Source organism: Streptomyces sp. NPDC021019 (assembly GCF_044333295.1).
GTDB lineage: Bacteria > Actinomycetota > Actinomycetes > Streptomycetales > Streptomycetaceae > Streptomyces.
Genome location: NZ_JBIRQR010000002.1, coordinates 500701 through 523585 on the forward strand (window position 1 = coordinate 500701; position 22885 = coordinate 523585).

Here is a 22885-nt window from a genome sequence, read left to right on the forward strand (position 1 = left end):
TCAGTTCTTCAGAGGTGTATTCGGCATGCCCACGCAACCCACTCGACGCGCCGTGCTCGGCGCCGCTCTCGCCGTCGCCGGCACGGGAGCCCTCGCCGCCTGTTCCGACGGTGGCGGCGGCGATCACGGCGGAGGCCACTCCCCCGGCGGAGCCCCGGACTCCGGTACGTACGTCTCGCCCGGCGGAAAGGAAGTCGAGGCGGCCGAGGCGGCGCGCGGCTCCGGCCCCGTGCGCAAGGTCTCCCTCACCGCCACCCGTGCCCGGCTCGACCTCGGCGGCGGGCGGACCGTCGCCTCCTGGGCGTACGGGGACCGGCTTCCCGGGCGCGAGGTGCGGGTGACCGCCGGCGACACGCTCGCCCTGACCCTCGCCAACCACCTGCCGGAGCCCACCTCCCTGCACTGGCACGGCCTCGCCCTGCGCAACGACATGGACGGGGTCCCCGGGCTGACCCAGCGGGACATCGCGCCGGGGGCCGACTTCGCCTACCGGTTCGCCGTACCGCACCCCGGGACGTACTGGTTCCACCCGCACTCCGGCGTCCAGCAGGACCGGGGGCTGTACGCGCCGCTGATCGTCGAGGACCCGAAGGAGCCGTTGGCGTACGACAAGGAGTGGGTCGTCGTCCTCGACGACTGGGTCGACGGGGTGGACGGGTCCACTCCGGACGCCGTCCTCAAGGAGTTGTCCGGGGGCACGGGCGGCGGGATGGACCACGGCGCCCACACCATGTCGGGCGAGAAGGACGAGGGGGACGGGAAGGACACGGCGGACGGGAGCGGTGACGGGCCTTCCCGGATGATGATGGGGGCCACCAGCGAGTTGCTCGGCGGGGACGCCGGCGATGTGGCCTACCCGCACTACCTGGTCAACGGGCGGGTGCCGCAGGACCCGTCCTCCTTCTCGGCGCGGCCCGGTGACCGCATCCGGCTGCGGATCATCAACGCCGGTGGCGACACCGCCTTCCGGGTCGCGCTCGGCGGGCACCGGATGACGGTGACGCACACCGACGGGTTCCCGGTCCGGCACACCACGGGTGACGCGCTGCTGCTGGGGATGGGCGAGCGGTACGACGTCCTCGTCACCGCCGGCGACGGGGTCTTCCCGCTGACCGCGCTGGCCGAGGGGAAGAAGGCCGGGAAGAAGGAGGCGTCGGCGCTGGCCGTGCTGCGGACCGGGAGCGGGGCCGCGCCCGCCGCCTCCGTGCGGCCCGAGGAGCTGGACGGGAAGCTGGTGGAGGCGGGGCGGCTGGCGCCGGACCCGTCGGTCGCGCTGCCCTCCCGCGCGCCGGACCGGACGATCCGGATCCGGCTCACCGGCGGGATGGCGAAGTACGACTGGGCCTTCGACGGGCAGCCGTACAGCGCGAAGCAGCGGCGGCCGGTGGAGGCGGGCGAGCGGGTGCGGGTCGTCTTCGACAACGGGACGGCCATGTGGCACCCCCTCCATCTGCACGGGCACACCTTCGCGCTCGGCGGGAACGCCGCCGGGGCCCGTAAGGACACCGCGATCGTGCTGCCTCACCGGTCGCTGACCGTGGAGTTCGACGCCGACAATCCCGGGCTGTGGATGGTCCACTGCCACAACGTGTACCACGCGGAGGCGGGGATGATGACGGTCATCGGGTATCGCGGCTGACCCTGCGATCCTCGGTGGGTCGAGGCTGATAGCAGCTTTGACCTGCGGTTTCGGTGGGCCGGAGCAGATTTTGCCCGGCCCGCCGGGACATCGCGTCAGAAAGACGATTACACTGGGCTCCGTGCCTCAACTACGCCTCGCACTGAATCAGATCGACTCCACCGTCGGCGACCTCGCCGGCAACGCTGAGGCGATCGTCCACTGGACCCGGCACGCCGCCGAGCAGGGCGCCCACCTGGTGGCGTTCCCCGAGATGGTGCTGACCGGATACCCCGTCGAGGACCTGGCCCTGCGGTCGTCCTTCGTCGAGGCCTCGCGTCAGGCGCTCCGCGCGCTGGCCGCCCGGCTCGACGCGGAGGGCTTCGGCGAACTGCCGGTCGTCGTCGGCTACCTGGACCGCTCCGAGCACGCAGCGGCGCGCTACGGGCAGCCCGCCGGCTCCCCGCGCAACGCCGCCGCCGTGCTGCACCGCGGCGGGATCGCGCTCAACTTCGCCAAGCACCACCTGCCGAACTACGGGGTGTTCGACGAGTTCCGGTACTTCGTGCCGGGTGACTCGATGCCCGTCGTCCGGATCCACGGCATCGACGTGGCCCTCGCGATCTGCGAGGACCTGTGGCAGGACGGCGGGCGCGTCCCGGCCGCCCGGTCCGCCGGGGCCGGGCTGCTGCTGTCGATCAACGCCTCGCCGTACGAGCGGGACAAGGACGACACCCGGCTGGAGCTGGTCCGCAAGCGGGCCCAGGAGGCCGGCTGCACGACGGCCTACCTGGCGATGATCGGCGGCCAGGACGAGTTGGTCTTCGACGGCGACTCGATCGTCGTCGACAAGGAGGGCGAGGTCATCGCCCGCGCCCCGCAGTTCTCCGAGGGCAGCGTCATCCTCGATCTGGAGCTGCCCGCCGCCGAGGCCGTGGCGCCCTCCGGGGTGGTGGACGACGGGCTGCGCATCGACCACGTGGTGCTGTCCGACCGGCCCGTGGACGCGTACGCGCCGGAGCTGGCGGGCGGGTACGCGGAGCGGCTGGGCGACGAGGAGGAGATCTACTCCGCGCTGGTCGTCGGGTTGCGCGCGTACGCCGCGAAGAACGGTTTCAGCAGCGTGCTGATCGGGCTCTCCGGCGGCATCGACTCGGCGATCTGCGCGGCCATCGCCTGCGACGCGCTCGGCGCCCAGCACGTGTACGGCGTCTCGATGCCGTCGAAGTACTCCTCGGACCACTCCAAGGGCGACGCGGCCGAGCTGGCGCGGCGGACCGGGTTGAACTTCCGTACGGTGCCGATCGAGCCGATGTTCGACGCGTACATGGGGTCGCTCCAGCTCACCGGCCTCGCCGAGGAGAACCTCCAGGCGCGGCTGCGCGGCACGATGCTGATGGCCCTGTCCAACCAGGAGGGGCAGATCGTGCTGGCGCCGGGCAACAAGTCCGAGCTGGCGGTGGGCTACTCCACGCTGTACGGGGACGCGGTCGGCGCGTACGGGCCGATCAAGGACGTCTACAAGTCGTCGGTCTTCCGGCTGGCGAAGTGGCGCAACCGGGCCGCCGAGGAGCGGGGGCAGACCCCGCCGATCCCGGAGGCCTCGATCACCAAGCCGCCGAGCGCGGAGCTGCGGCCGGGGCAGGTCGACACGGACTCGCTGCCGGACTACGACGTCCTGGACGCGATCCTGGAGATGTACGTCGACCGGGACCAGGGTCTTGACGCCATCGTGGCGGCCGGGTTCGACGCGGAGCTGGTGGCGAAGACGCTGCGGATGGTGGACGCGGCCGAGTACAAGCGGCGGCAGTATCCGCCGGGGACGAAGATCTCGCCCAAGGGGTTCGGGAAGGACCGGCGGCTGCCGATCACGAATCGCTGGCGCGAGTCGTCGTAGCGGGGCGGGGCGGGCGGGCGGTTACCGGGGGGCGTCCGGTGGCCGCCTCTGTCCTCAAGCGCCGGACGGGCTGGGTTGTGCGGCGGCCACACGTGGCTGCCGGGTCCGTCCGGCGCTTCGTTCTGTCCTCAAGCGCCGGACGGGCTGGAACGGCCGGGCGGGCTCGCGCCGACGAGGGTGCGGGCCCTCCCGCCCAGGGTTCCGTCCTCAAACGCCGGACGGGCTTGGGTGGGTGCCGGGCGGGGTTGAGTGGGTGCCGGGCCGGGCAGCAGGCTGACCCGGGGCTACTCGGCCGCCTGCCCGTCCGCCGTAACGGTTCCGTCCTCAAACGCCGGACCGGCTGGAAGGTGCGGGGAGGCCCCGGCAACCACTCGCGACGTCTTCGACGCGTCCCGGTCCAGGTAGCCCGCTGTCACCGCCACCGCCAGGCCCGCCACCGCCAGGACCGCGCCGACCAGGGCCGGGGACGTCCAGCCCCAGCCCGCCGCGATGGCCACGCCGCCCAGCCAGGCGCCGCCCGCGTTGGCCAGGTTGAACGCGGAGTGGTTGGAGGCGGAGGCCAGCGTCGGGGCGTCCTTCGCCTTGTTCATCACCAGCACCTGGAGCGGGGTCGTCGTCATGAAGCCGACTCCGCCCAGCAGCACCACCATCACCAGCGCCGCCCACGGGACGTGCACCGTGGAGGGGAACACCACCAGGATCACCGCGAGCGCGCCGAGCGATCCGTACAGGGTCGGGCGCAGCGCCCGGTCCGTGAGGGGGCCCGCGGCCAGGGCGCCGAGCGTCATCCCGATGCCGAAGAGGGCCAGGACCAGGGTGACCGAGGATTCGCCGAAGCCCATCGCCTTCGTGGTCATGGCCGAGAGGTACGAGTACACCGCGAAGACCCCGGCGAAGCCGAAGACGGCGGTGAGCAGGCCGAGGACCACCTGACGGTTGCCGAGGGCGCGCAGTTCGCGGCGGACGTCCTGGTGTGCCTCGACGGGGATGTGGGGGACCAGGCGTGTGAGGGCCGCCATCGCGGCGAGGCCGATCGCCGCGACCACGAGGAAGGTGGCCCGCCAGCCGAGGTGCTGGCCGAGCAGGGTCGCCGCGGGGACGCCGACGATGTTGGCGACGGTCAGGCCGAGGAACATCGTCGCGACGGCCCGCGCCTGGCGGCCCTCGGAGACCAGCCGGGTGGCGACGACCGCGCCGACGCCGAAGAACGCGCCGTGCGGGAGGCCGGCGAGGAAGCGGCCCGCGATCAGCCAGCCGAAGTCCGGGGCGAGCGCGGAGGCCAGGTTGCCGACGGTGAACAGGGCCATCAGGAGCAGGAGCATCCGTTTGCGCGGGACCCGTGAGCCGAGGCCGGTGAGCAGGGGCGCACCGAGCACGACGCCGATCGCGTACGCCGACACGAGGTATCCGGCGGTGGGGACGGAGGTGCCCAGGTCGTCCGCCACGTTGGGCAGCAGCCCCATCATGACGAACTCCGTCGTGCCTATGCCGAAGGCGCTCACGGCCAGGGAGAGGAGAGCCAGGGGCATGGGAACGGGACCTTTCACCGAAACGGGAGGCTGCGGAGGCGCGGAGGCGTGGGAGGGCTCGCAGCCGGGACAGCGGGAAGAGCCGTTGTCCGGCACCCGGGGTGCCGGACAACGACTCACGCCATATGTAAGCTACCGGAACAAATTGTCGCGGATGTTTGTGCCGGGGCGCCCACCGGCAGGTGAACGGCTCGTTGCGGCCGCCCCACCGGTCTTACCCGGCCCGTCGGACCCGCCCCGCCCCGGATGCGTCACAGCTCCACGCGGGCCGCGATCGGGAGGTGGTCGCTGTCAGTTGCCGCGAGGGTCCAGGAGGCCAACGGCTCGACGCCCTTGACCATGATCTGGTCGATCCGGGCCATCGGGAACGAGGCCGGCCAGCTGAACCCGAAGCCGTCGCCCGCCGCGCCCTGGGTGGAGCGCATCTGCGCGGTGACCGCGTTCAGGGAGCGGTCGTTCATGGTGCCGTTCAGGTCGCCGAGCAGGACGACGCGCTCCACCCGTTCGTCGGCGATGGCCTCGCCGAGCGCGTCGGCGCTGTTGTCGCGCTGGTTGGCGGTGAACCCGGCGTGCAGCTTCACGCGGACGGACGGCAGGTGGGCCACGTACACCGCGACCTCGCCCTGCGGGGTCCTGACCGTCGAGCGCATCGCCCGGGTCCAGCCCATCTTGATGTCGACGGGCCGGGTGTCGGCCAGCGGATACTTGCTCCACAGGCCCACGGTGCCCTGGACCGAGTGGTACGGGTAGCGGTCGGCCAGCGACTTCTCGTACGTGGAGACCTGCCTGCCCGGGAGTTCCTGGAGGGCCACGACGTCCGCTCCGGAACCGGCGACCTGCTGGGCGGTGCCGTCGGGGTCGGGGTTGCCGGCGTTGACGTTGTGGGTGGCGACGGTGAGGTCGCCGCCGCCGCCGGACTTGTCGGTGAGCAGGCCCCCGAAGACGTTGAGCCAGACCACGGCGGGCAGCAGCAGCGCGATCACGGCGGTCGCCGAGCGCCGCAGCAGGCCGAGGATCAGCAGCACCGGAATGAAGAGCGCGACCCACGGCAGGAACGTCTCGACGAGGCTGCCGAGGTTGCCGAGCCGGTTGGGGATCTGCGCGTGGACGACCATCAGCAGGGTCAGCAGCACCGAGCAGAGCGCCAGCACGATCCCCCGCCGCCAGACGCCCCGGTCGGACCTCAGCCTGTCCCACAGGCCCCGGAGGCGGGAGCCGCCGGCCTCCGGCTGCCCCGCGCTGCCGTGGTCCGTGTCCGCTCCGTACGCCTGCACCATCGCGCTGTCCTCACTGCCTTGCCCTGCACATCGCCGCGCCCTCGACCCTAGGTGATGAGCGGCGTCTTTCCGTCCGTCGGCCCAGAGACCCGCCCGGCGTCCCACGACCGTACGGAGTGCCCGTACGGAAAGCAGGACGACGGAGGCGGGACGCCGGGTTCCGGGGCGGGGCCGGTCAGGGGGCTGCTGTGACAGAACGGTCACACGCGTAGGGGGACGAGCCCTCCCGATACGAGGCGGTCCCGTACTGTCGAACGTTTCCCCGTCGGCCGCCGTGAGAACACGCGTGCGGGCCCACTTCCCGAGTAGCGGGGCGGGATGCCACCATGGAAGGGATCCGGGGACGCCGTCAGGGCGCCTCGAGATGACGAAGGAGCCACCGGCCATGTCGCTTCAGGCTGCACAGAATCCGACTTCCCCCACGGGCACCTCCTCCCCCGCAGGCGCGTCCGCCGACAGCAGCAAGGCGCTGTACGGAGGGAAGTCCACCCGCCGCATCACCGTCCACGACATCGCCGCCGCCACGGAGCGCGGCGAGAAGTGGCCGATGCTCACCGCCTACGACGCGATGACCGCGTCCGTCTTCGACGAGGCCGGCATCCCGGTCATGCTCGTCGGGGACTCCATGGGCAACTGCCACCTCGGCTACGAGACCACCGTGCCCGTCACGATGGACGAGATCGCCATGCTGTCCGCCGCCGTCGTCCGGGGCACCAAGCGCGCCCTCGTCGTCGGCGACCTGCCCTTCGGCTCGTACCAGGAGGGTCCCGTCCAGGCACTGCGCAACGCCACCCGGCTGGTCAAGGAGTCGGGCGTCGGCGCGGTCAAGCTGGAGGGCGGCGAGCGGTCCCACGAGCAGATCCGGCTGCTGGTCGAGGCCGGCATCCCGGTCATGGGCCACATCGGCCTGACGCCGCAGTCCGTCAACGCGATGGGCTACCGGGTCCAGGGGCGCGGCGAGGAGGCCGCGCAGCAGCTGCTGCGCGACGCCAAGGCCGTCCAGGACGCGGGCGCGTTCGCCGTGGTGCTGGAGCTGGTCCCAGCCGAGCTGGCCGCCGAGGTCACCCGTACGCTCCACATCCCGACCGTCGGCATCGGCGCCGGTTCCGCGACCGACGCCCAGGTCCTCGTCTACACGGACATGGTCGGGCTGACCGGCGGCAAGGTGCCGCGCTTCACCAAGCAGTACGCGAACCTGCGCCAGGTGCTCGGCGACGCCGCGAAGGAGTTCGCGGACGAGGTCGTCGGCTCCACGTTCCCGGCGCCGGAGCACACCTTCCACTGATGCCCGCGCACTGACCCGCAGGCCTTCCGACGCGTTTTCGTCCCGCGCCCACCAGCCATTTCCCGCACCACCGACAGCCCGCCGACATCCCCCATCGGCGGGCTGTCGCCCGTCCGGCGTCCGGTCCGGACCGTGTCGGCGGCCTGTCGGTGCGCTGTCGGTGGGCGCTGGTCTGCTGGTGGACATGGAACGAATCGACAAGAACCCCAGCAGCGGCCGGAACGCCGTCGAGGTGCGGGGGCTGGTCAAGCACTACGGCGAGACCAAAGCACTGGACGGCGTGGACCTCGACGTCCGCGAAGGCACCGTCCTCGGTGTGCTCGGCCCCAACGGCGCGGGCAAGACCACCCTCGTACGCTGCCTGTCCACCCTCATCACCCCCGACTCCGGCCACGCGGTCGTCGCGGGCTTCGACGTGGTGAGGCAGCCCCGGCAGCTCCGCCGCACCATCGGCCTCACCGGTCAGTACGCCTCGGTCGACGAGAAGCTCTCCGCCTGGGAGAACCTCTACATGATCGGGCGGCTGCTCGACCTGCCCCGCAAGAAGGCACGCGCCCGCGCCGACGAGCTGCTGGAGCGGTTCTCGCTCACCGAGGCCGCCAAACGGGCCTGCATGGAGTACTCCGGCGGGATGCGCCGCCGGCTCGACCTGGCCGCCTCCATGATCGGCAGCCCCGCCGTGCTCTACCTGGACGAGCCGACGACGGGGCTCGACCCCCGGACCCGTAACGAGGTCTGGGACGAGGTGCAGCGGATGGTCGCCGAGGGCGCGACCGTACTGCTGACCACCCAGTACATGGAGGAGGCGGAGCAGCTCGCCAAGGAGCTGACCGTGATCGACCGCGGGAAGATCATCGCCCGGGGCGGGGTCGACGAACTGAAGGCGAAGGTCGGCGGACGCACCCTCCAGATCCGGCCCTCGGACCCGGCGGAGCTGGCCGCGATGGCGCAGGCGATCCGGGAGGCGGGCCTCGACGGCGTCGCCGGCGCGCAGGCCGTGCCGGACGAGGGCCTGCTGTACGTGCCGATCCTCAGCGACGAGCAGCTGACCGCCGTCATCGGGCTGCTGGGCGTCCGGGGCTTCTCGCTCGCCCATGTCTCCACCGCCCTGCCCAGCCTCGACGAGGTGTTCCTCGCGATCACCGGCGACAAGGCCACGCCCCTCTCCGACCAGGCTCCCCAGGAGGTCGCCGCATGAGCACCACGACACTGACCCCCGCTCCCGCCGGGACCGCGGGCGCCGCGCCGTCGAAGCGGGCGGTGGCCGACGAGGGCCGGATCGGTCTGCGGGCCAATCTGCGGCACATCGGGGCGCTGGCGCGGCGCAATCTGCTCCAGATCAAGAAGGACCCGGAGTCGATGTTCGACGTCCTTCTGATGCCGATCATCTTCACGCTGCTGTTCGTGTACGTCTTCGGCGGCTCGGTCGGCGGCAGCCTCGGCGGGGACCGGCAGGACTACCTGAACTATCTGGTTCCCGGGCTGATGGCGATGATGGGCATGAACATCGCCATGGCCGTAGGCACCGGGGTGAACGACGACTTCCGCAAGGGGGTCATGGACCGGTTCCGGACGATGCCGATAGCCCGCTCCTCGGTGCTGATCGCCAAGATCGTGGTCGAGCTGGGCCGGATGATGGTCGCCATCACCATCCTGCTCGCGATGGGCTTCGCCCTCGGCATGTCCCTGGGCACGTCCGTGCTCGGACTCCTGGCGGCGGTCGCGCTGTCGGCGGTGTTCGGCGCCGCCATCATGTGGATCTTCATCGTGCTCGGGCTGGCCATGAAGACGGCCCAGGCGGTCCAGGGGATGGGAATGCTGGTGCTGATGCCCCTGCAGTTCGGATCCTCCATCTTCGCGCCGCCCACGACCATGCCGGGCTGGCTCCAGACGTTCACCGACTACAACCCGCTGTCCAATCTGGCCGACGCGGTGCGGGGCCTGATGATGGGCGGCCCGGTCGCGAACTCCGTCTGGGTGACGCTCGCCTGGGCGGCGGGCATCACGCTGGTGATGGCTCCGCTGGCGGTGGCCAAGTTCCGCAAGAAGGCCTGAGCAAGCGGGCCTGAGCGGATGAGCCCGCGCAAATGGGCCTGGGCAGGGAGCCTGGGCCAAGAAGGCCCGGGCAAGTGGGCCCGGGCGCAGAAGCGTTACGCCGGAGGGCTGCGCCGGTACGTCTCCGCCAGGGCGGTGGCCTCGTCGAGAGTGAGGCCGCCGCCCTGCGCGTACGCCGCCGCGAACGCCGCGCCGTCGTCGAGCCGGTCCCGGGCGGCCTGCTCGGCGAGGACCAGACTGCGGTGCTCCATCATGCTCGGCACGTGCCCCTTCGGGAGGAGCGTCGCCTGGAACGCCAGCAGCCGGGCGGCGTCCTCCGCCGCCCGGGCGTCGCCCAGTCCGGCGAGCGCGTGAGCGATGGCCGTCAGATGGGCCGACGGCATCTGCGGGGCCACCATCATCGACAGCGGCTCCAGCGCACTCTCCAGCGCGATCAGCGCGTTGTCGAGGGCGGAGGCGTGGGCGCCGTCGAGGTTGTCCAGCCAGGCCAGCACGCCGTAGACGAATCCGCCGAAGATGGCGACATCGCGGGACCGGAAGTCCTCGCGGACCAGCTGCGCCTCCCGGCGCGCCTCGTCGACCCGGCCCTGGAGCCCGAGAACGAACCCCAGGTGCATACGGGCCATCGGCGTCGCCTCGTGGCCCAGCTCCCGCCCGTTCTCGGTGACGTCGCGCAGGATGGTCTCGGCCTCCGGGAGCCGGTCGAGCTCGATGAGGGCGCCGGCGTACCGGGCCCACAACAGTGCCGCCTGGCTCTGGGCGCCGATCTTCCGCGCGTACTCCACGGCGGCTCGGTAGTCGTCCAGGGCTGCCAGGAAGTCCCCCGCGCGTTCGTTGGCCTCCCCCCGCGCGGAGAGAGCCTCGGCAGCGCCCCAGTCGTCGCCCAGCCGGGTGTAGATCTCCAGGCTCTCGTCGGCGTCGGCACGCGCGTCCGCCACCCGCTCGGGACTGTTGGACAGGAGGTTGGCGCGGGTGTGGAGCGCGGAGCCCAGCTCCCACTCGCCGCCGTGGACCCGGGAGGCCCGGACCGTCTCGTCGAGCACCGCGAACAAGCGGTCCATGTCGCCGGTGAGCATGACCGCGAACAGCCAGAACGATCCGGGCATGCGGCAGGTCTGGGGCATGCCGGGCCGGTAGGTGTCCGCGATGATCTTCAGGCGCGCCTTGCCTTCGGGAGTCGACCACTGGCTGATCGCGTTGTCCACGCCGGCCAGTTGGATCAGCGCCACCCCGCGCCGCGCCTCCGCGAGCTGTTCGTCGTCCATCGGCGGCGGCCGGTCGGTGGCCCCTTCCATGAGCACCGGAGCCAGGACACCGGGCGGGGCGAACGGGTCGGGGCCGAGCGAGGCGGCGAGCTCGCTCCACTGGCGGGCGTCCGAGCGCAGGTCCCGCAGCATCCAGTACCAGGCCAGCGACAGCACGATGCACAGCGCCTCGTGCTCCTCCCGGGCGGCGACGGCGTGACGGAGCGCGGTGCGGATGTTCTCGTACTCACGCCGGAAGACCGCGATGGCCTCCCGCTGTCCGAAGCCGCGCATCCTCGGTCCGGTGATCCGGGCCAGCTCCCGGTAGTGGACCAGGTGGCGCCGCTCGACGGCGTCCCGTTCGGCGGCCTCCTTCAGGCGCTCCGCGGCGTATTCGCCGACCGTCTCCAGCAGCCGGTACCGCATCTCCTCGTCGTCGCCGGGCACGGCGACGACGAGGGACTTGTCGACCAGCGACCCGAGCAGGGCGGCGACGTCCGGGGAGTCGACGGCGACGCCTTCGGCCGGTGCGGGCAGGGCGCAGACCTCCTCCGCGGCGGCGAGGAAGCAGCCACCGGCGAAGACGGAGAGCCGACGCAGCACGGCGCGTTCGGCGACGTCCAGCAGGTCCCAGGACCAGTCGACGACGGCGCGCAGGGTCTGCTGGCGGGGCAGGACGGTCCGGCTGCCGTTGGTGAGGAGGCGGAAGCGGTCGTCGAGCCGGTCGGCGATCTGGCGCGGGGTGAGCATCCGCAGCCGGGCGGCGGCCAGCTCGATGGCGAGCGGCAGCCCGTCCAGGCGGCGGCAGATCTCGGCGCAGGCGGCCGCGGTCGCCCCGTCCGCGTCGGTGCGGAAGCCGGGGCGGGCCGCCGCCCCGCGCTCGGCGAGCAGGCGCAGCGCCATCGGGTCCGGCAGCGGGTCGACGGGGCGGACGAACTCGCCCGGCACGCCGAGGGGTTCGCGGCTGGTGGCGAGGACGGTGAGCTGCGGGCAGTGGGTCAGCAGCCGGTCGGCGAGGGCGGCCGCCGCCTCGACGACGTGCTCGCAGTTGTCCAGCAGGAGCAGCATCCGGCGCGGGGCGCAGTGCTCGGTGAGGCGTACGAGGGGGTCGGCGGCGGTGCGGTCGGTGGCCCGCAGTTCCTCGGCCCCCGCCCCGCGCAGCACGGTCTCACGGGCGCCGAGGGCGGACAGGACGGCTTCCGGCACGCTGTCCGGGTCGTCGACCGGGGCCAGCTCGGCGAGCCAGACGCCGTCGGGCCAGCTCGCGGCGGCGGCCTCCGCGGTCTCCTGGGAGAGCCGGGTCTTGCCCGCGCCGCCGGGCCCGAGCAGGGTGACGAGCCGGCTCCGGGCGAGGTCGTCGCGGAGCGCGGCGATGTCGCTGTCACGGCCGACGAAGCTGGTGAGGCGGGCCCGGAGGTTCCCGGGCGGGGCGGCCGGGACGGGGGGTGGGGTCGCCGGGGAGAGGGCCGCGCCCACGGCGGGCGGGGCGCCCCGGGTGGGGCGGGGCGCGGGCGGCGCGGCCGGTTCCTGGTGGAGCAGTTCGGTGTGCAGGGCCCGCAGGCCCGGGCCCGGGGCGGTGCCGAGGCGGTCGTCGAGCAGGGTGCGGACCTCCTCGTACGCGGCCAGCGCCTCGGCGGGGCGCCCGGCGTCCCGCAGGGCCGCGATGCGCAGGACCTGGAGCGGTTCGTCGAGCGGGTGGGCGTCGCAGAGCACGGCCAGCTCCGGCAGTGCCTCCCCCGCTCTCCCCAGGGCGAGGAGGGCCCCGGACCCGGCGCGTCGCGCGTCGAGCCTGCGGGCCTCCCAGCGGGACGCCTCCGCCGCGCGGTCGGGCAGATCGGCGAGGGCGGGCCCGTGCCACAGGGCGAGGGCCTCTCCCAGGAGGGTGAGGGCACGCGACGCGTCGCCGTCCTCCAGGGCCCGGCTCCCCTCCCCCGCCAGGCGTTCGAAGCGGTGCAGGTCCACGGCGTCCGGCGGTGCGGCGAGCCGGTAGCCGCCCGCCACGGACTCGACGGCGCTCCGGCCCAGGGCCCGCCGCGCCCTCCCGACCAGTGCCTGGAGGGCGCCGGCCGCGTCGGCGGGCGGGTCGCCGTCCCACACCTCGTCGACGAGGACTCCGGCGGGGACGGTCCGCCCGGGGCGCAGCGCGAGCACGGTGAGCAGGGCGCGCAGCCGCGCCCCGCCGAGGGGGACGGCCGTGCCGTCGTCGCGGATGGCCCGGGTGGTGCCGAGGATGCAGTAGCGCACGGGCCCATTGTCCGTGACGGAGGGAACCGCGGCGATGACCGGGTGGAACTCCACGAGCGGTCTCCGCCGTTCCCGTCCTGTCGGACCGTACGATCCCCCTTCCCGCCCCGCGGCCGGGCCACACGCCGTACAGTCCCTCCCCCGCCCCCTCACCCCAGGAGCCGATCGCCGATGACCACCGCAGCCACCCGCGGCGACCGGAGGATCAGCCCGGTCTTCCTCGGTATCGCCGCTGTCACCGCGGTCGCGGGCTGGGCGGTGTGGACGGGTTTCGCGGACGCCGCCGGCTTCGCGGTGTTCCTGTTCGTCACCGGGGCCTGGATCGTCTCGCTCTGTCTGCACGAGTACGCGCACGCCCGGACGGCGCTGCACAGCGGGGACCTCTCGGTCGCGTCCAAGGGCTACCTGACGCTCAACCCGCTGAAGTACACGCACGCCCTGCTCAGCGTCGTGCTGCCGGTGCTCTTCGTGATCATGGGCGGGATCGGGCTGCCCGGCGGCGCGGTGTACATCGAGCGCGGCCGGATCCACGGACGGTGGAAGCACAGTCTGATCTCGGCGGCGGGCCCGCTGACGAACGTGGCGTTCGCGGTGGTGTGCACGGCCCCGTTCTGGCTGGACGCGCTCGACGGGGTGCCGCTCGCCTTCCGCTACGCGCTGGCGTTCCTGGCGATGCTCCAGGTGACGGCGGCGATCCTGAACTCCCTGCCGATCCCGGGTCTGGACGGGTACGGGGTGATCGAGCCCTGGCTCTCGTACCGGATCCGCCGCCAGGTGGAGCCGATCGCGCCGTTCGGGCTGATCGCGGTGTTCGCGATCCTGTGGATCCCCGAGGTGAACGTCGTCTTCTTCGACGCGGTCCACGCGCTGCTGCGTGGCCTGGGCGTCGAGGAGTTCCAGCGGTACTGCGGTTACGACCTGTACCGCTTCTGGCGGGGCCTCTTCGACGAGCAGGACCCGGGCTGCGCGGTGGGCTGACGACGTGGCGCAGCGTTCGGGCCTGCTCGTTCAGCCCAGCTCGTTGAGCCGTCTCGTTCAGCCGTCTCGTTCAGCTCGCGTCGGCGGCGACGGCCAGGCGGTGCCTGCGGATGTAGAACCAGGTCATGTTCGACGAGAGCCCCGCGACGAGAACCCAGACGATCCCGAGCAGGCTGCCCTGCGCGAAGGAGACCGCGGCCGCCACGACGGCGAGGACGCAGACGACGAGGGCGTAGAGAGCGATGCGGGGCATGGGGGTCGACTCCTGTCGGGAACGGGTCGCGGTCCCGTCCAGTGTCCCCCATGCCCCGTTGTGCCCCGACCGGGCCCGGCGGGGCCGGTCAGACGTCGGTGGTGCGCAGTCCGGCGTGGGCCTTGTAGCGGCGGTTGACCGAGATCAGGTTGGCGACCAGCGACTCGACCTGGTGGGCGCCTCGCAGCCGGCCCGCGAAGATGCCCCGCATGCCGGGGATCCGGCCGGCCAGCGCCTGCACGAGGTCCGTGTCGGCCCGGGCCTCGCCCAGGACCAGCACGTCGGTGTCGATCTCCTCGATGGACTCGTCCTGGAGCAGTACGGCCGAGAGGTGGTGGAAGGCCGCGGTGACCCGGGAGTCCGGCAGCAGGGCGGCGGCCTGTTCGGCGGCGCTGCCCTCCTCCGGCTTGAGGGCGTAGGCGCCCTTCTTGTCGAAGCCGAGCGGGTTGACGCAGTCGATCACGAGCTTGCCCGCGAGCTCCTCGCGCAGGGACTGAAGCGTCTTGGCGTGGCCGTCCCACGGCACCGCGACGATCACGATGTCGCTGCGCCGGGCGCACTCCGCGTTGTCCGCGCCCTCGACGCCGAAGCCCAGCTCGGCGGCGGCCTGCTCGGCGCGGGCGGCGTCCCGGGAGCCGAGGGTGACCTTCTGTCCGGCGCGGGCGAGCCGGTAGGCGAGGCCGCGCCCCTGCGGGCCGGTGCCGCCGAGCACGCCCACGCTCAGGCCGGAGACGTCGGGGAGGTCCCAGGGGTCCTTGGCAGGGGGCTTGGGCGCGCTGCCGCTCTCCTGTGTAGTCATGGGCCCGACCCTACTGCCAGGTAGCCCCCGGGAGGCCGTCGCTGCGGGCCCCCGGTCCGTCGGGCGTGACGGAATACCGGCTTGCCCGAAACGCCCGGCAGTGCGGATCATGGCCCTTCGTGACCTCAGCACCTCCCTCGCCCTCCCCCTCGCCCTCGCAGCCGTCGGCCCGGCTCCGCGCCCTGCTGCCGGACCTCTCGCCGTGGCGCTCCTCGGCGGACTTCCGGCTGCTGTGGGTCCAGGGCCTGATCACGTACTTCGGCAGCTTCATGGCGCTCATCGCGCTGCCGCTCCAGATCAAGGACCTCACGGGCTCCCCGCTCGCGGTCGGGGCGATGGGCGCGGTGGAACTGGTGCCGCTGGTGGTCTTCGGGCTGTACGGCGGGGCGCTCGCGGACTCGGTGGACCGCCGCCGGGTCATCCTGCTCACCGAGGCGGGGCTCGGGGTGCTCGCCGCGATCCTGCTGGTGAACGCCCTGCTCCCGGAGCCGCTGCTGTGGCCGCTGTACGTGGTGGCCGGCGGCGTGTCCGCGCTCGCCGGGCTCCAGCGGCCCGCGCTGGACTCCCTGATGGCCCGGATCGTGCCGCACGCACAGCAGACGGCGGCGGCCGCGCTGAACTCGTTGCGCTGGCAGATCGGGGCCATCGCGGGCCCGGCGCTGGCCGGTCTGGTGGTGGCGTACGCCGGTCACGGCACCGCGTACGGGGTCACGGTGTGCACGTTCGCCGCCTCCGTCGTCCTCTGCCTGCGGCTCTCCCCGGCCCCGCCCTCGCAGGACGCGCGGAAGCCGTCGCTGCGCGGGATCGTCGAGGGGGCGCGGTACGCCTGGAGCCGGCCGGTGCTGCTGGGGACGTACGCGATCGACATGGCGGCGATGTTCTTCGCCTTCCCCAACACGATCTTCCCGTTCCTCGCGGACGATCTGGACGCGGAGTGGTCGCTGGGCCTGATGTACGCGGCGGGCTCGGTCGGCTCGCTGGCGCTGGGGCTGACCAGCGGCTGGACGAGCCGGGTGCGCAGGCACGGGCTGTTCGTGGTGTTCGGTGCGACGGCGTGGGGGCTGGCCATCGCCGCGGCGGGCTGGTTCTCCAGCGTGTGGGTGGTGCTGCTCTGCCTGGCCGTCGCGGGGGCGGGCGACATGCTGAGCGGGCTGGGGCGGTCGACCATCTGGAACCAGACGATCCCGGAGGAGCTGCGGGGCCGGCTGGCGGGCATCGAGGTGCTCTCGTACAGCGTCGGCCCGCAGCTGGGCCAGGTGCGGGCCGGGGCGATGGCGGGCTGGACCGGGACCCGGTCGGCGATCTGGACAGGCGGAGTGGCGTGCGTGGCGTCGGTGGTGCTGCTGACCGCCGCGCTGCCGAAGCTGGTGCGGTACGACTCGGAGACGGACGAGGACGCGGTGCGCAGGAGGGGGGCCCGGGGGGAGGCGTGAGCCGGGGCCGGCCGGGTGGCCTGGCTTCCGGGGCTCCGCCCCCTACCCCGCTCCTCAAGCGCCGGAGGGGCTGGAAAAGATGTCCTCAAACGCCGGACGGGCTTGGACTACCCTCCGGACGGGCCTGGGTTGTCCCTGGGCCGGCTTGGATTGCCCTTGTCCTCGTCGTGCCATTTGGGGTCGGTGTCCCATTCCAGGTTCCGGTCGCGTGCCGTGTCCATCGCGTGTTGTGCCGCCTCGCGGGAGGTGTAGGGGCCGAACCGGTTCTGCGCCGGGCACTCCGGGCCCTCCTCGACCTTCTTGTGCTCCAGGCAGTAGTACCATTCGCCCGGTTTGCCTACCGTGCGCTTCTTGAACAGGGCCATCGACGGCTCCTTTCCTTATCGCCATGGTGCCCCGGGGCCGCTGGTTAGACTCGCTGGCATGTCTGGCCAGTCGCTTCTCGTACCAGGGGAGATCACTCCCGTCCGTTCCGTCCCCGGAAACATCCGGCGTCCCGAGTACGTGGGGAAGCCGGCCCCGACGCCGTACACCGGCCCGGAGGTCCAGGACTCCGACACCGTGGAGCGGATGCGCGTCGCGGGCCGCATCGCCGCCCGGGCGATGGAGGAGGCCGCCAAGCACATCGCCCCGGGAGTCACCACGGACGAGCTCGACCGGGTCGCCCACGACTTCATGGTCGATCACGGCGCCTACCCCTCGACGCTCGGCTACCGCGGCTTCCCCAAATCGCTGTGCACCTCGCTCAACGAGGTCATCTGCCACGGCATCCCCGACTCCACCGTGCTGCGCGACGGCGACATCGTGAACCTGGACGTCACCGCGTACATCAACGGCGTGCACGGCGACAACAACGCCACCTACCTCTGCGGCGACGTCGACGAGGAGTCGCGGCTGCTGGTCGAGCGCACCCGGGAGTCGCTGAACCGTGCCATCAAGGCGGTCAGGCCCGGGCGCCAGATCAACGTGATCGGCCGGGTCATCGAGTCGTACGCGAAGCGGTTCGGCTACGGCGTCGTCCGCGACTTCACCGGGCACGGGATCAACTCCTCGTTCCACTCCGGCCTGATCATCCCGCACTACGACAGCCCGCACGCCACCACGGTGATGCAGCCGGGGATGACGTTCACCATCGAGCCGATGCTGACGCTGGGCACCCACGAGTACGACCTGTGGGAGGACGGCTGGACCGTGGTGACGAAGGACCGGAAGCGGACGGCCCAGTTCGAGCACACGCTGGTGGTCACGGAGACCGGAGCGGAGATCCTCACCCTCCCGTAGATCACCTCGAGAATTCGCAGGACAGGACTCCTCCCTCCCTCTGCGCGTAGCCTTTTACCGACAGACAGTCGGGAACCAGTTGACTTAGGTAAACCTAAGTAGGAGGATCGGGCGTATCGGCACGCGCCGCCGCACCCATGCGACGGCCGCTGCCGATATCTCCGTCTCTTTCTGGACTTCCCGTCCCCCTCGGTCCCCGGAGGCCCGCCTTGGACGCAACCGCCACCGTCACTCCCTTCTCGACGCTCATCCGCACCGCGTCGCACGAGCAGCACACCGAGGCCGAGACCTCGACCTTCATGAGTGACCTGCTCGGCGGGCGGCTGGGAGTGGACGCCTACACCCGCTACACCGAGCAGCTGTGGTTCGTGTACCGGGCTCTGGAGGAGGGAGCGGAGGCCCTGCGCGAGGACCCGGTGGCCGGACCCTTCATACAGCCGGAGCTGATGCGCTCCACCGAGCTGGAGCGTGACCTGGCGCACCTGCGCGGGGCCGACTGGCGCGAGGGCGTCGAGCCGCTGCCCGCCACCGCCGCGTACGCGGCCCGGGTCGCCGAGTGCGCGCGCACCTGGCCCGCCGGGTACATCGCCCACCACTACACCCGCTACCTCGGCGACCTCTCGGGCGGTCAGATCATCCGCGACAAGGCGGAGAAGACCTGGGGCTTCGAGCGCAAGGGCGACGGTGTGCGCTTCTACGTCTTCGAGGGCATCACCAACCCGGCCGCGTTCAAGCGGGGTTACCGCGAGCTGCTGGACGCGGTGAACGCGGACGACCTGGAGAAGCAACGCATCGTCGAGGAGTGCAAGCGGGCCTTCGCCCTGAACACCGCGGTCTTCCGCGAACTGGGCGAGGTCTTCCCGCTCAGCGCGTGACGGCGCGCGGGCGCGCGTGTCCGTGAGCGGGCGGCTCCACCGGCTTCCGGTGGAGCCGCCCGTGCGTTCGGGGCGAGGACGACCCGGCAGCGGGACGGCCCGTTCCCGTTTCAGCCCTGGACGGCCATCAGGACGCGGCCACCGACCTCCACCGTGCCGTCCGGCGCGGGTGCGGTGAGAATCTGGGAGCCGCGTCCTTGGGTGATGTTCAGGGCCCGGCCGAGTCGCGCGCTGAGCAGCAGGGCCGCCGCGCCCGTCGCCTCGTCCTCGACGATCGCCTCCCCGCGCCTCGGGAAGGCCCGTGCGCGCACCCGCCCCGCCGCTTCGTCCTCCCACGCCCAGGCGTAGAGCCACCCCTCGCCGGGCGGCGGGCCCGGCAGCGCCTCGATCTCGGCGGCGTTCCCGTACTGCTGGAGCGTGCGCGGCGGGACCCACTCGGGGCGGGCGGTGATCCAGGTGAACTCCCCGTCCTGGCGCGCGAACACGTCCCCGACCGCCAGCTCCAGGACCTCCAGGTCCAGCAGCCACGCGGTGCCCACCAGCGGGTGCCCGGCGAACGGCAGCCGGAGTCCCGGGGTGTGGATGTCCACCCGCCCGCGCTCCGGGTCGTCGACGAACACGGTCTCGCTGAAGCCCAGCCGCCGGGCGAGGAGTTGCCGGGAGGCCTCGTCGGGGTGGTCGCGTCCGTCGCGCACGACGCCGAGGGCGTTGCCGTACCGGCCGTCGGGTCCGCAGAACACGCGCAGGACGTCGATGCCCCGGGGTACGTCGTAGTCGCTCACGGGGGCATTCAAGCACTGCCGGGCGACGGGGCGGGAACCGGCGGGGTACGGCGGCGGCGGGGCCGTACCGGCGAGCAACCGCTGCCGCCGGTACGGCCCCGGGCCGTTCTGATGGTGCGGGGCGGGTCAGGCGGTTCCGTCACGACGACGGCGCGCCGCGATCACGACGCCCGCGCCGGCCGCCACGACGACGCCCGAGGCCGCGATCAGGGCGCCGGTCGGGACGTCGGAGCCGGTGGCGGCCAGGGCGCCGGAGCCGCCGACCGTGGAGCCGGTGGAGCCGCCGCCGACCGTGCCTCCGCCGCCGGTGGTCGAACCGCCCGCCGTAGAACCGCCGGTGGAGCCCGAACCGCCCGTGGAGCCGGAGCCGCCGGTGGAGCCGCCCGGGAGCTGGGCGTCCTTGTCCAGGGAGACCGCGACGTTCAGGGCGTCGAGCGCCTCGCCCTTCTCGTAGAAGCCGCTGAAGGCCTTGGCGCCGTCCGTGGTGAGCGTCGCCGGAATCTTCTCGAGGTTCACGATGCCGCCCTTGGCGGCGAGCGCGCCGGCGGGCACCTTGAGGTCGGCCAGGGGCAGGCCGGTGAACTTGCTGACCTTGCCGGTCTTCTGGTCCTTGGCGGAGACGTCGGCGAGGAGCGTGCCGGAGGTGCCCCTGATGTCGACCTTCAGGTTGCCGAGGGACAGGTCGAGGACGTACTCGCCCTTGGTCTCGTGGCCGAGGAAGCGCACCTTGCCCTGGAAACCGGCGTTCAGCGTGTTCTTGTCGGCGTCGAGGTGGCCGGTGGCCTTGCTGAAGCGGTAGCCGTCGGTGACGGCGGTCGCGCCGCCGCTCGTCTCGACCTTGCCGTGCGCGATCGGGCCGACGACGTAGGAGCGGAACTTCTCCCTGACGCCCCAGTTCAGGGTGCCGTCGACGACCGGGCCGGTGACGGGCGCCGCGGGCTGGGAGGCGGTGGGCGTCGGGGCGGTGCTCGGCTCGCCGGTGGGCTTGCCGGTGGCCGGGGGCGTGGCCGGAGGAGTGGCCGGCGGTGTCGCCGGAGGGGTGGCCGGGGGCGTGGCCGGCGGGGTCGCGGGGGGCGTCGTCGGGGGCTTCGTCGCCTGCTTGACGGAGAGCGTGGCCGGGTCGAGTTCGGCGCCCTTCTCGTAGAAGCCGGCGAAGGCCTCGGAGCCGTCGGCGGTCAGCGTGGCGGGGATGCCGGAGAAGACCATCGCGCCGCCCGCTCCGCCGCCCCGCTCGGCCTTGGTCATGTCCAGATCGGCGATCGGGGCGTCGTTCTTGGTGACGACGGTGCCGTCCATCTTCTTGCTGGTGAAGTCGGCGGTGATGACGCCCGTCTCGCGGCCCGAGGCGACCTTGACGTCGCTGAGCTGGACGTCGAGCAGCCCGTGGTGGCCCTCGAACCGGACGCTGCCCTTGAACGCGGTGTCGGAGACGTGCGTCGAGACGTCGTACGAGCCCTTGCCGTCGGTGAAGGTGAACACCCCGTTGCCGGTGGCCTGCTTGGCGCCCCCCGCGACGGTGATCTTTCCTCCCGCGATGGGGCCCGCGATGTACGTGCGGAAGGACTCCTTGATGCCCCAGTCCAGCGTGCCGTCGACCAGTTCCAGCTTCGGGGCGGCGGGCGCGGCCTCGGAGGAGCCGTCGGCGGCGAGGGCGGGAAGGGCGAAGGTCGCGCCCAGGACGGCGGCCGTGGCGACGGCCGCGGCGAGCGTTATGGGGCGGCGGGTTGCTGCCATGTCGGTGGGTCTCCTTGCGGAACAGGGGGAGGGGGAAGAGAGGCGTGGGGGGAGGGGGTGACGACCCATAAGGCGCTCATGGGTGCCGCGTCAGGAGGTCTTGGGGGCGTCGGGGCCCGCGGTGACGTCGGCGTCGGGGCCCTGCGCGGACCCGCGGCGGCGCAGGGCGAAGAACGCCCCGGCCGCGACGAGCAGCAGCACACCGCCGCCGATGGCCGCCCAGGCGCCGGCGCCCGGGCCGGAGTCGGAGGAGGCGGCCGCCGGCGCGGCGGAGGGCTCCTCGGCGGCCTTCTCCGTGGGCTCGGCGGCGGCTGTCGGCTCACTGCCGAGGTCCGGCAGTGCGGGCAGTTCGGCCTTCTCGTCGACGGCCACGGCGAGCGAGACCGGGTCCATCGCGGTGCCCGCCTTGTACAGGGAGCCGAACGCCTTGGCGCCGTCGGCGGTGAGGGTCGCGGGAGCCTCGGTGAGGGCGGCGAGGCCGTCCTTCGGCGCGAAGTCCTCGGCGGCGAAGGTGATGAGCGGGACGTCCTCGGTGGTCGTGCCCGCGCTGGTGACGTCGGCCGACAGGGTGCCCTCGCCCCGGGCGACGGAGACGGTGACGCCGGCGAACTTCAGGTCGAGGTCGTGGGCGCCGGTGAAGCGGATGCTGCCGCCGAAGTCCGCGTCCAACGTCTGCTTCTTCGCGTCGTACGTCCCCTTGCCCTGCGGGAAGCGGAAGAGGGCCCCGCCGTCCTGGGCGCCGTCGGCGAGCGTCCACTCGCCCTGGCCGATGGAGCCGGTGACGTACTCGCGGAAGGTGCGGCGTACGCCCCAGTCGACGGCGGCGTCCTCGAAGCGGCCCGCCCTCGCCTCGTCCTTCTTCTCCGCCTTCTCCTTCTCCTTCTCTTTCTCGTCCTTCTTCTTCTCCGGGGCGGACGGCTTCGGCTGGGCGGCCGCGCCCTTGGTGTCGACGGAGAGGCTGATCGGGTCGAGCGGGGTGCCCGCGGTGTAGTAACCGGCGAAGGCGGAGGCGCCCTCGGCGGTGAGCGTGGTGGGGACGTCGGTGAGGGCGACGGGGGTGGAACCGCCCTTCATGTCGATCCCGCCGAGGCCGAGCCTGGCCAGCGGGACCTGGGAGCGGTGGGAGACCTTGCCGCTCCCCCGCTCCTTGCTCACCATGTCCGCGTGGAGCATGCCGCTGCCGCCGCTGATCCGGACCGTGGGGCGGCTGATCGTGAGGTCCAGCTCGTTGGTGCCGTCGGGCTTCTTGTGGCCGGTGAAGTGCACGCCGCCCGAGAAGCCGGAGGTGAGCGCTCCGGTGTCCGGGTCGTAGGAGCCGGTCGCCGAGTGGAAGCGGAACTGACTGCCGCCGACCGTGGCCGCGCCACCGGTCAGACTCCAACTGCCGCCCGCGATGGGGCCGGTGACATAGCTCTGGAAGGAGGACTTGATGCCCCAGTCCAGCCGGCCGCCCTGCACCGTACGGCCGGCCGCTTGCGCGGTGGCGGCGGGGAGCAGGGCTCCCAGCAGAACCGCGAGGAGCGCGACGGCGAGCGCGCGGGTGGATCTGGACGACGGCATGGAGGCCCCTCCGAGGACTGGATACTCAGGTAAGGCTAACC

At 72.6% G+C, this 22885-nt stretch carries 18 protein-coding genes; 9 read left to right on the top strand and 9 right to left on the bottom strand.

All coding sequences use genetic code 11. The annotated features are described in order from the left end of the window. Positions 1 to 25: 25 nt before the first annotated feature. Both ACH4RG_RS13180 and ACH4RG_RS13185 read left to right on the top strand, forming a co-directional pair. Positions 26 to 1639 carry a multicopper oxidase family protein gene (locus ACH4RG_RS13180; RefSeq protein WP_398539499.1) on the top strand — a complete coding sequence of 538 codons (1614 nt, stop codon included), beginning with the start codon at positions 26 to 28 and terminating at the stop codon, positions 1637 to 1639. 121 nt (positions 1640 to 1760) lie between these two features. Next, the gene (locus ACH4RG_RS13185; RefSeq protein ID WP_398539500.1) at positions 1761 to 3515 is read left to right on the top strand and encodes an NAD+ synthase; all 1755 of its coding nucleotides are present in this window, start codon (positions 1761 to 1763) and stop codon (positions 3513 to 3515) included. Positions 3516 to 3799: 284 nt separating this feature from the next. On the opposite strand, the gene ACH4RG_RS13190 is transcribed toward ACH4RG_RS13185, so the two are convergent. Further along, positions 3800 to 5044, bottom strand: a complete 1245-nt coding sequence (locus tag ACH4RG_RS13190) for an MFS transporter (RefSeq protein WP_398539501.1) — start codon at positions 5042 to 5044, stop codon at positions 3800 to 3802. Between the two features lie 251 nt (positions 5045 to 5295). Continuing rightward, positions 5296 to 6321, bottom strand: a complete 1026-nt coding sequence (locus ACH4RG_RS13195) for an endonuclease/exonuclease/phosphatase family protein (RefSeq protein ID WP_397916520.1) — start codon at positions 6319 to 6321, stop codon at positions 5296 to 5298. A gap of 385 nt (positions 6322 to 6706) precedes the next feature. On the opposite strand from ACH4RG_RS13195, the gene panB reads away from it, so the two are divergent. From panB to ACH4RG_RS13210, 3 genes are all read left to right on the top strand, one after another. Further along, a complete protein-coding gene (panB, locus tag ACH4RG_RS13200) occupies positions 6707 to 7606 on the top strand; it encodes a 3-methyl-2-oxobutanoate hydroxymethyltransferase (RefSeq protein ID WP_397916521.1) in 900 nt (299 codons plus the stop codon). 184 nt (positions 7607 to 7790) lie between these two features. After that, on the top strand, positions 7791 to 8804 hold the full coding sequence (locus tag ACH4RG_RS13205) for an ATP-binding cassette domain-containing protein (protein WP_398539502.1): 1014 nt from the start codon (positions 7791 to 7793) through the stop codon (positions 8802 to 8804). Then, complete coding sequence (locus ACH4RG_RS13210) at positions 8801 to 9661, top strand: ABC transporter permease (protein WP_397916523.1); 861 nt, start codon at positions 8801 to 8803, stop codon at positions 9659 to 9661. Before ACH4RG_RS13205 ends, ACH4RG_RS13210 begins: the two co-directional genes overlap by 4 nt. Before the next feature lie 95 nt (positions 9662 to 9756). Here ACH4RG_RS13210 and ACH4RG_RS13215 read toward each other — a convergent pair whose 3' ends face one another. Continuing rightward, on the bottom strand, positions 9757 to 13149 hold the full coding sequence (locus ACH4RG_RS13215) for a BTAD domain-containing putative transcriptional regulator (protein WP_398539503.1): 3393 nt from the start codon (positions 13147 to 13149) through the stop codon (positions 9757 to 9759). 171 nt (positions 13150 to 13320) lie between these two features. On the opposite strand from ACH4RG_RS13215, the gene ACH4RG_RS13220 reads away from it, so the two are divergent. Beyond that, the gene (locus ACH4RG_RS13220) at positions 13321 to 14127 is read left to right on the top strand and encodes a site-2 protease family protein (RefSeq protein WP_397916525.1); all 807 of its coding nucleotides are present in this window, start codon (positions 13321 to 13323) and stop codon (positions 14125 to 14127) included. Positions 14128 to 14197: 70 nt separating this feature from the next. Here ACH4RG_RS13220 and ACH4RG_RS13225 read toward each other — a convergent pair whose 3' ends face one another. Together ACH4RG_RS13225 and npdG are read right to left on the bottom strand one after the other, a co-directional pair. Beyond that, positions 14198 to 14380, bottom strand: coding sequence for a hypothetical protein (locus ACH4RG_RS13225; RefSeq protein WP_265601989.1), 183 nt, complete (start codon positions 14378 to 14380; stop codon positions 14198 to 14200). An 88-nt stretch (positions 14381 to 14468) separates the two neighbouring features. Then, positions 14469 to 15179: an NADPH-dependent F420 reductase gene (gene npdG, locus ACH4RG_RS13230; RefSeq protein ID WP_398539504.1), complete on the bottom strand. Its 711-nt coding sequence runs from the start codon at positions 15177 to 15179 to the stop codon at positions 14469 to 14471. 119 nt (positions 15180 to 15298) lie between these two features. On the opposite strand from npdG, the gene ACH4RG_RS13235 reads away from it, so the two are divergent. Then, on the top strand, positions 15299 to 16612 hold the full coding sequence (locus tag ACH4RG_RS13235) for an MFS transporter (protein WP_397916527.1): 1314 nt from the start codon (positions 15299 to 15301) through the stop codon (positions 16610 to 16612). 107 nt (positions 16613 to 16719) lie between these two features. Here the strand turns inward: ACH4RG_RS13235 and ACH4RG_RS13240 are convergent, their stop codons facing one another. After that, positions 16720 to 16977: a hypothetical protein gene (locus ACH4RG_RS13240; RefSeq protein WP_398539505.1), complete on the bottom strand. Its 258-nt coding sequence runs from the start codon at positions 16975 to 16977 to the stop codon at positions 16720 to 16722. Positions 16978 to 17035: 58 nt separating this feature from the next. Between ACH4RG_RS13240 and map the strand changes: the two genes are divergently transcribed. Together map and ACH4RG_RS13250 are read left to right on the top strand one after the other, a co-directional pair. Continuing rightward, entirely contained in the window at positions 17036 to 17893 is an 858-nt protein-coding gene (gene map / locus ACH4RG_RS13245; RefSeq protein WP_397916529.1) for a type I methionyl aminopeptidase, read from the top strand. Positions 17894 to 18102: 209 nt separating this feature from the next. Beyond that, on the top strand, positions 18103 to 18768 hold the full coding sequence (locus tag ACH4RG_RS13250; protein WP_397916530.1) for a heme oxygenase (biliverdin-producing): 666 nt from the start codon (positions 18103 to 18105) through the stop codon (positions 18766 to 18768). 110 nt (positions 18769 to 18878) lie between these two features. Here the strand turns inward: ACH4RG_RS13250 and ACH4RG_RS13255 are convergent, their stop codons facing one another. From ACH4RG_RS13255 to ACH4RG_RS13265, 3 genes are all read right to left on the bottom strand, one after another. Beyond that, entirely contained in the window at positions 18879 to 19550 is a 672-nt protein-coding gene (locus ACH4RG_RS13255) for a PhzF family phenazine biosynthesis protein (RefSeq protein WP_397930337.1), read from the bottom strand. A gap of 126 nt (positions 19551 to 19676) precedes the next feature. Then, complete coding sequence (locus ACH4RG_RS13260) at positions 19677 to 21284, bottom strand: HtaA domain-containing protein (protein WP_398539506.1); 1608 nt, start codon at positions 21282 to 21284, stop codon at positions 19677 to 19679. A gap of 90 nt (positions 21285 to 21374) precedes the next feature. After that, on the bottom strand, positions 21375 to 22844 hold the full coding sequence (locus ACH4RG_RS13265) for an HtaA domain-containing protein (RefSeq protein ID WP_398539507.1): 1470 nt from the start codon (positions 22842 to 22844) through the stop codon (positions 21375 to 21377). Between the last annotated feature and the right edge of the window lie 41 nt (positions 22845 to 22885).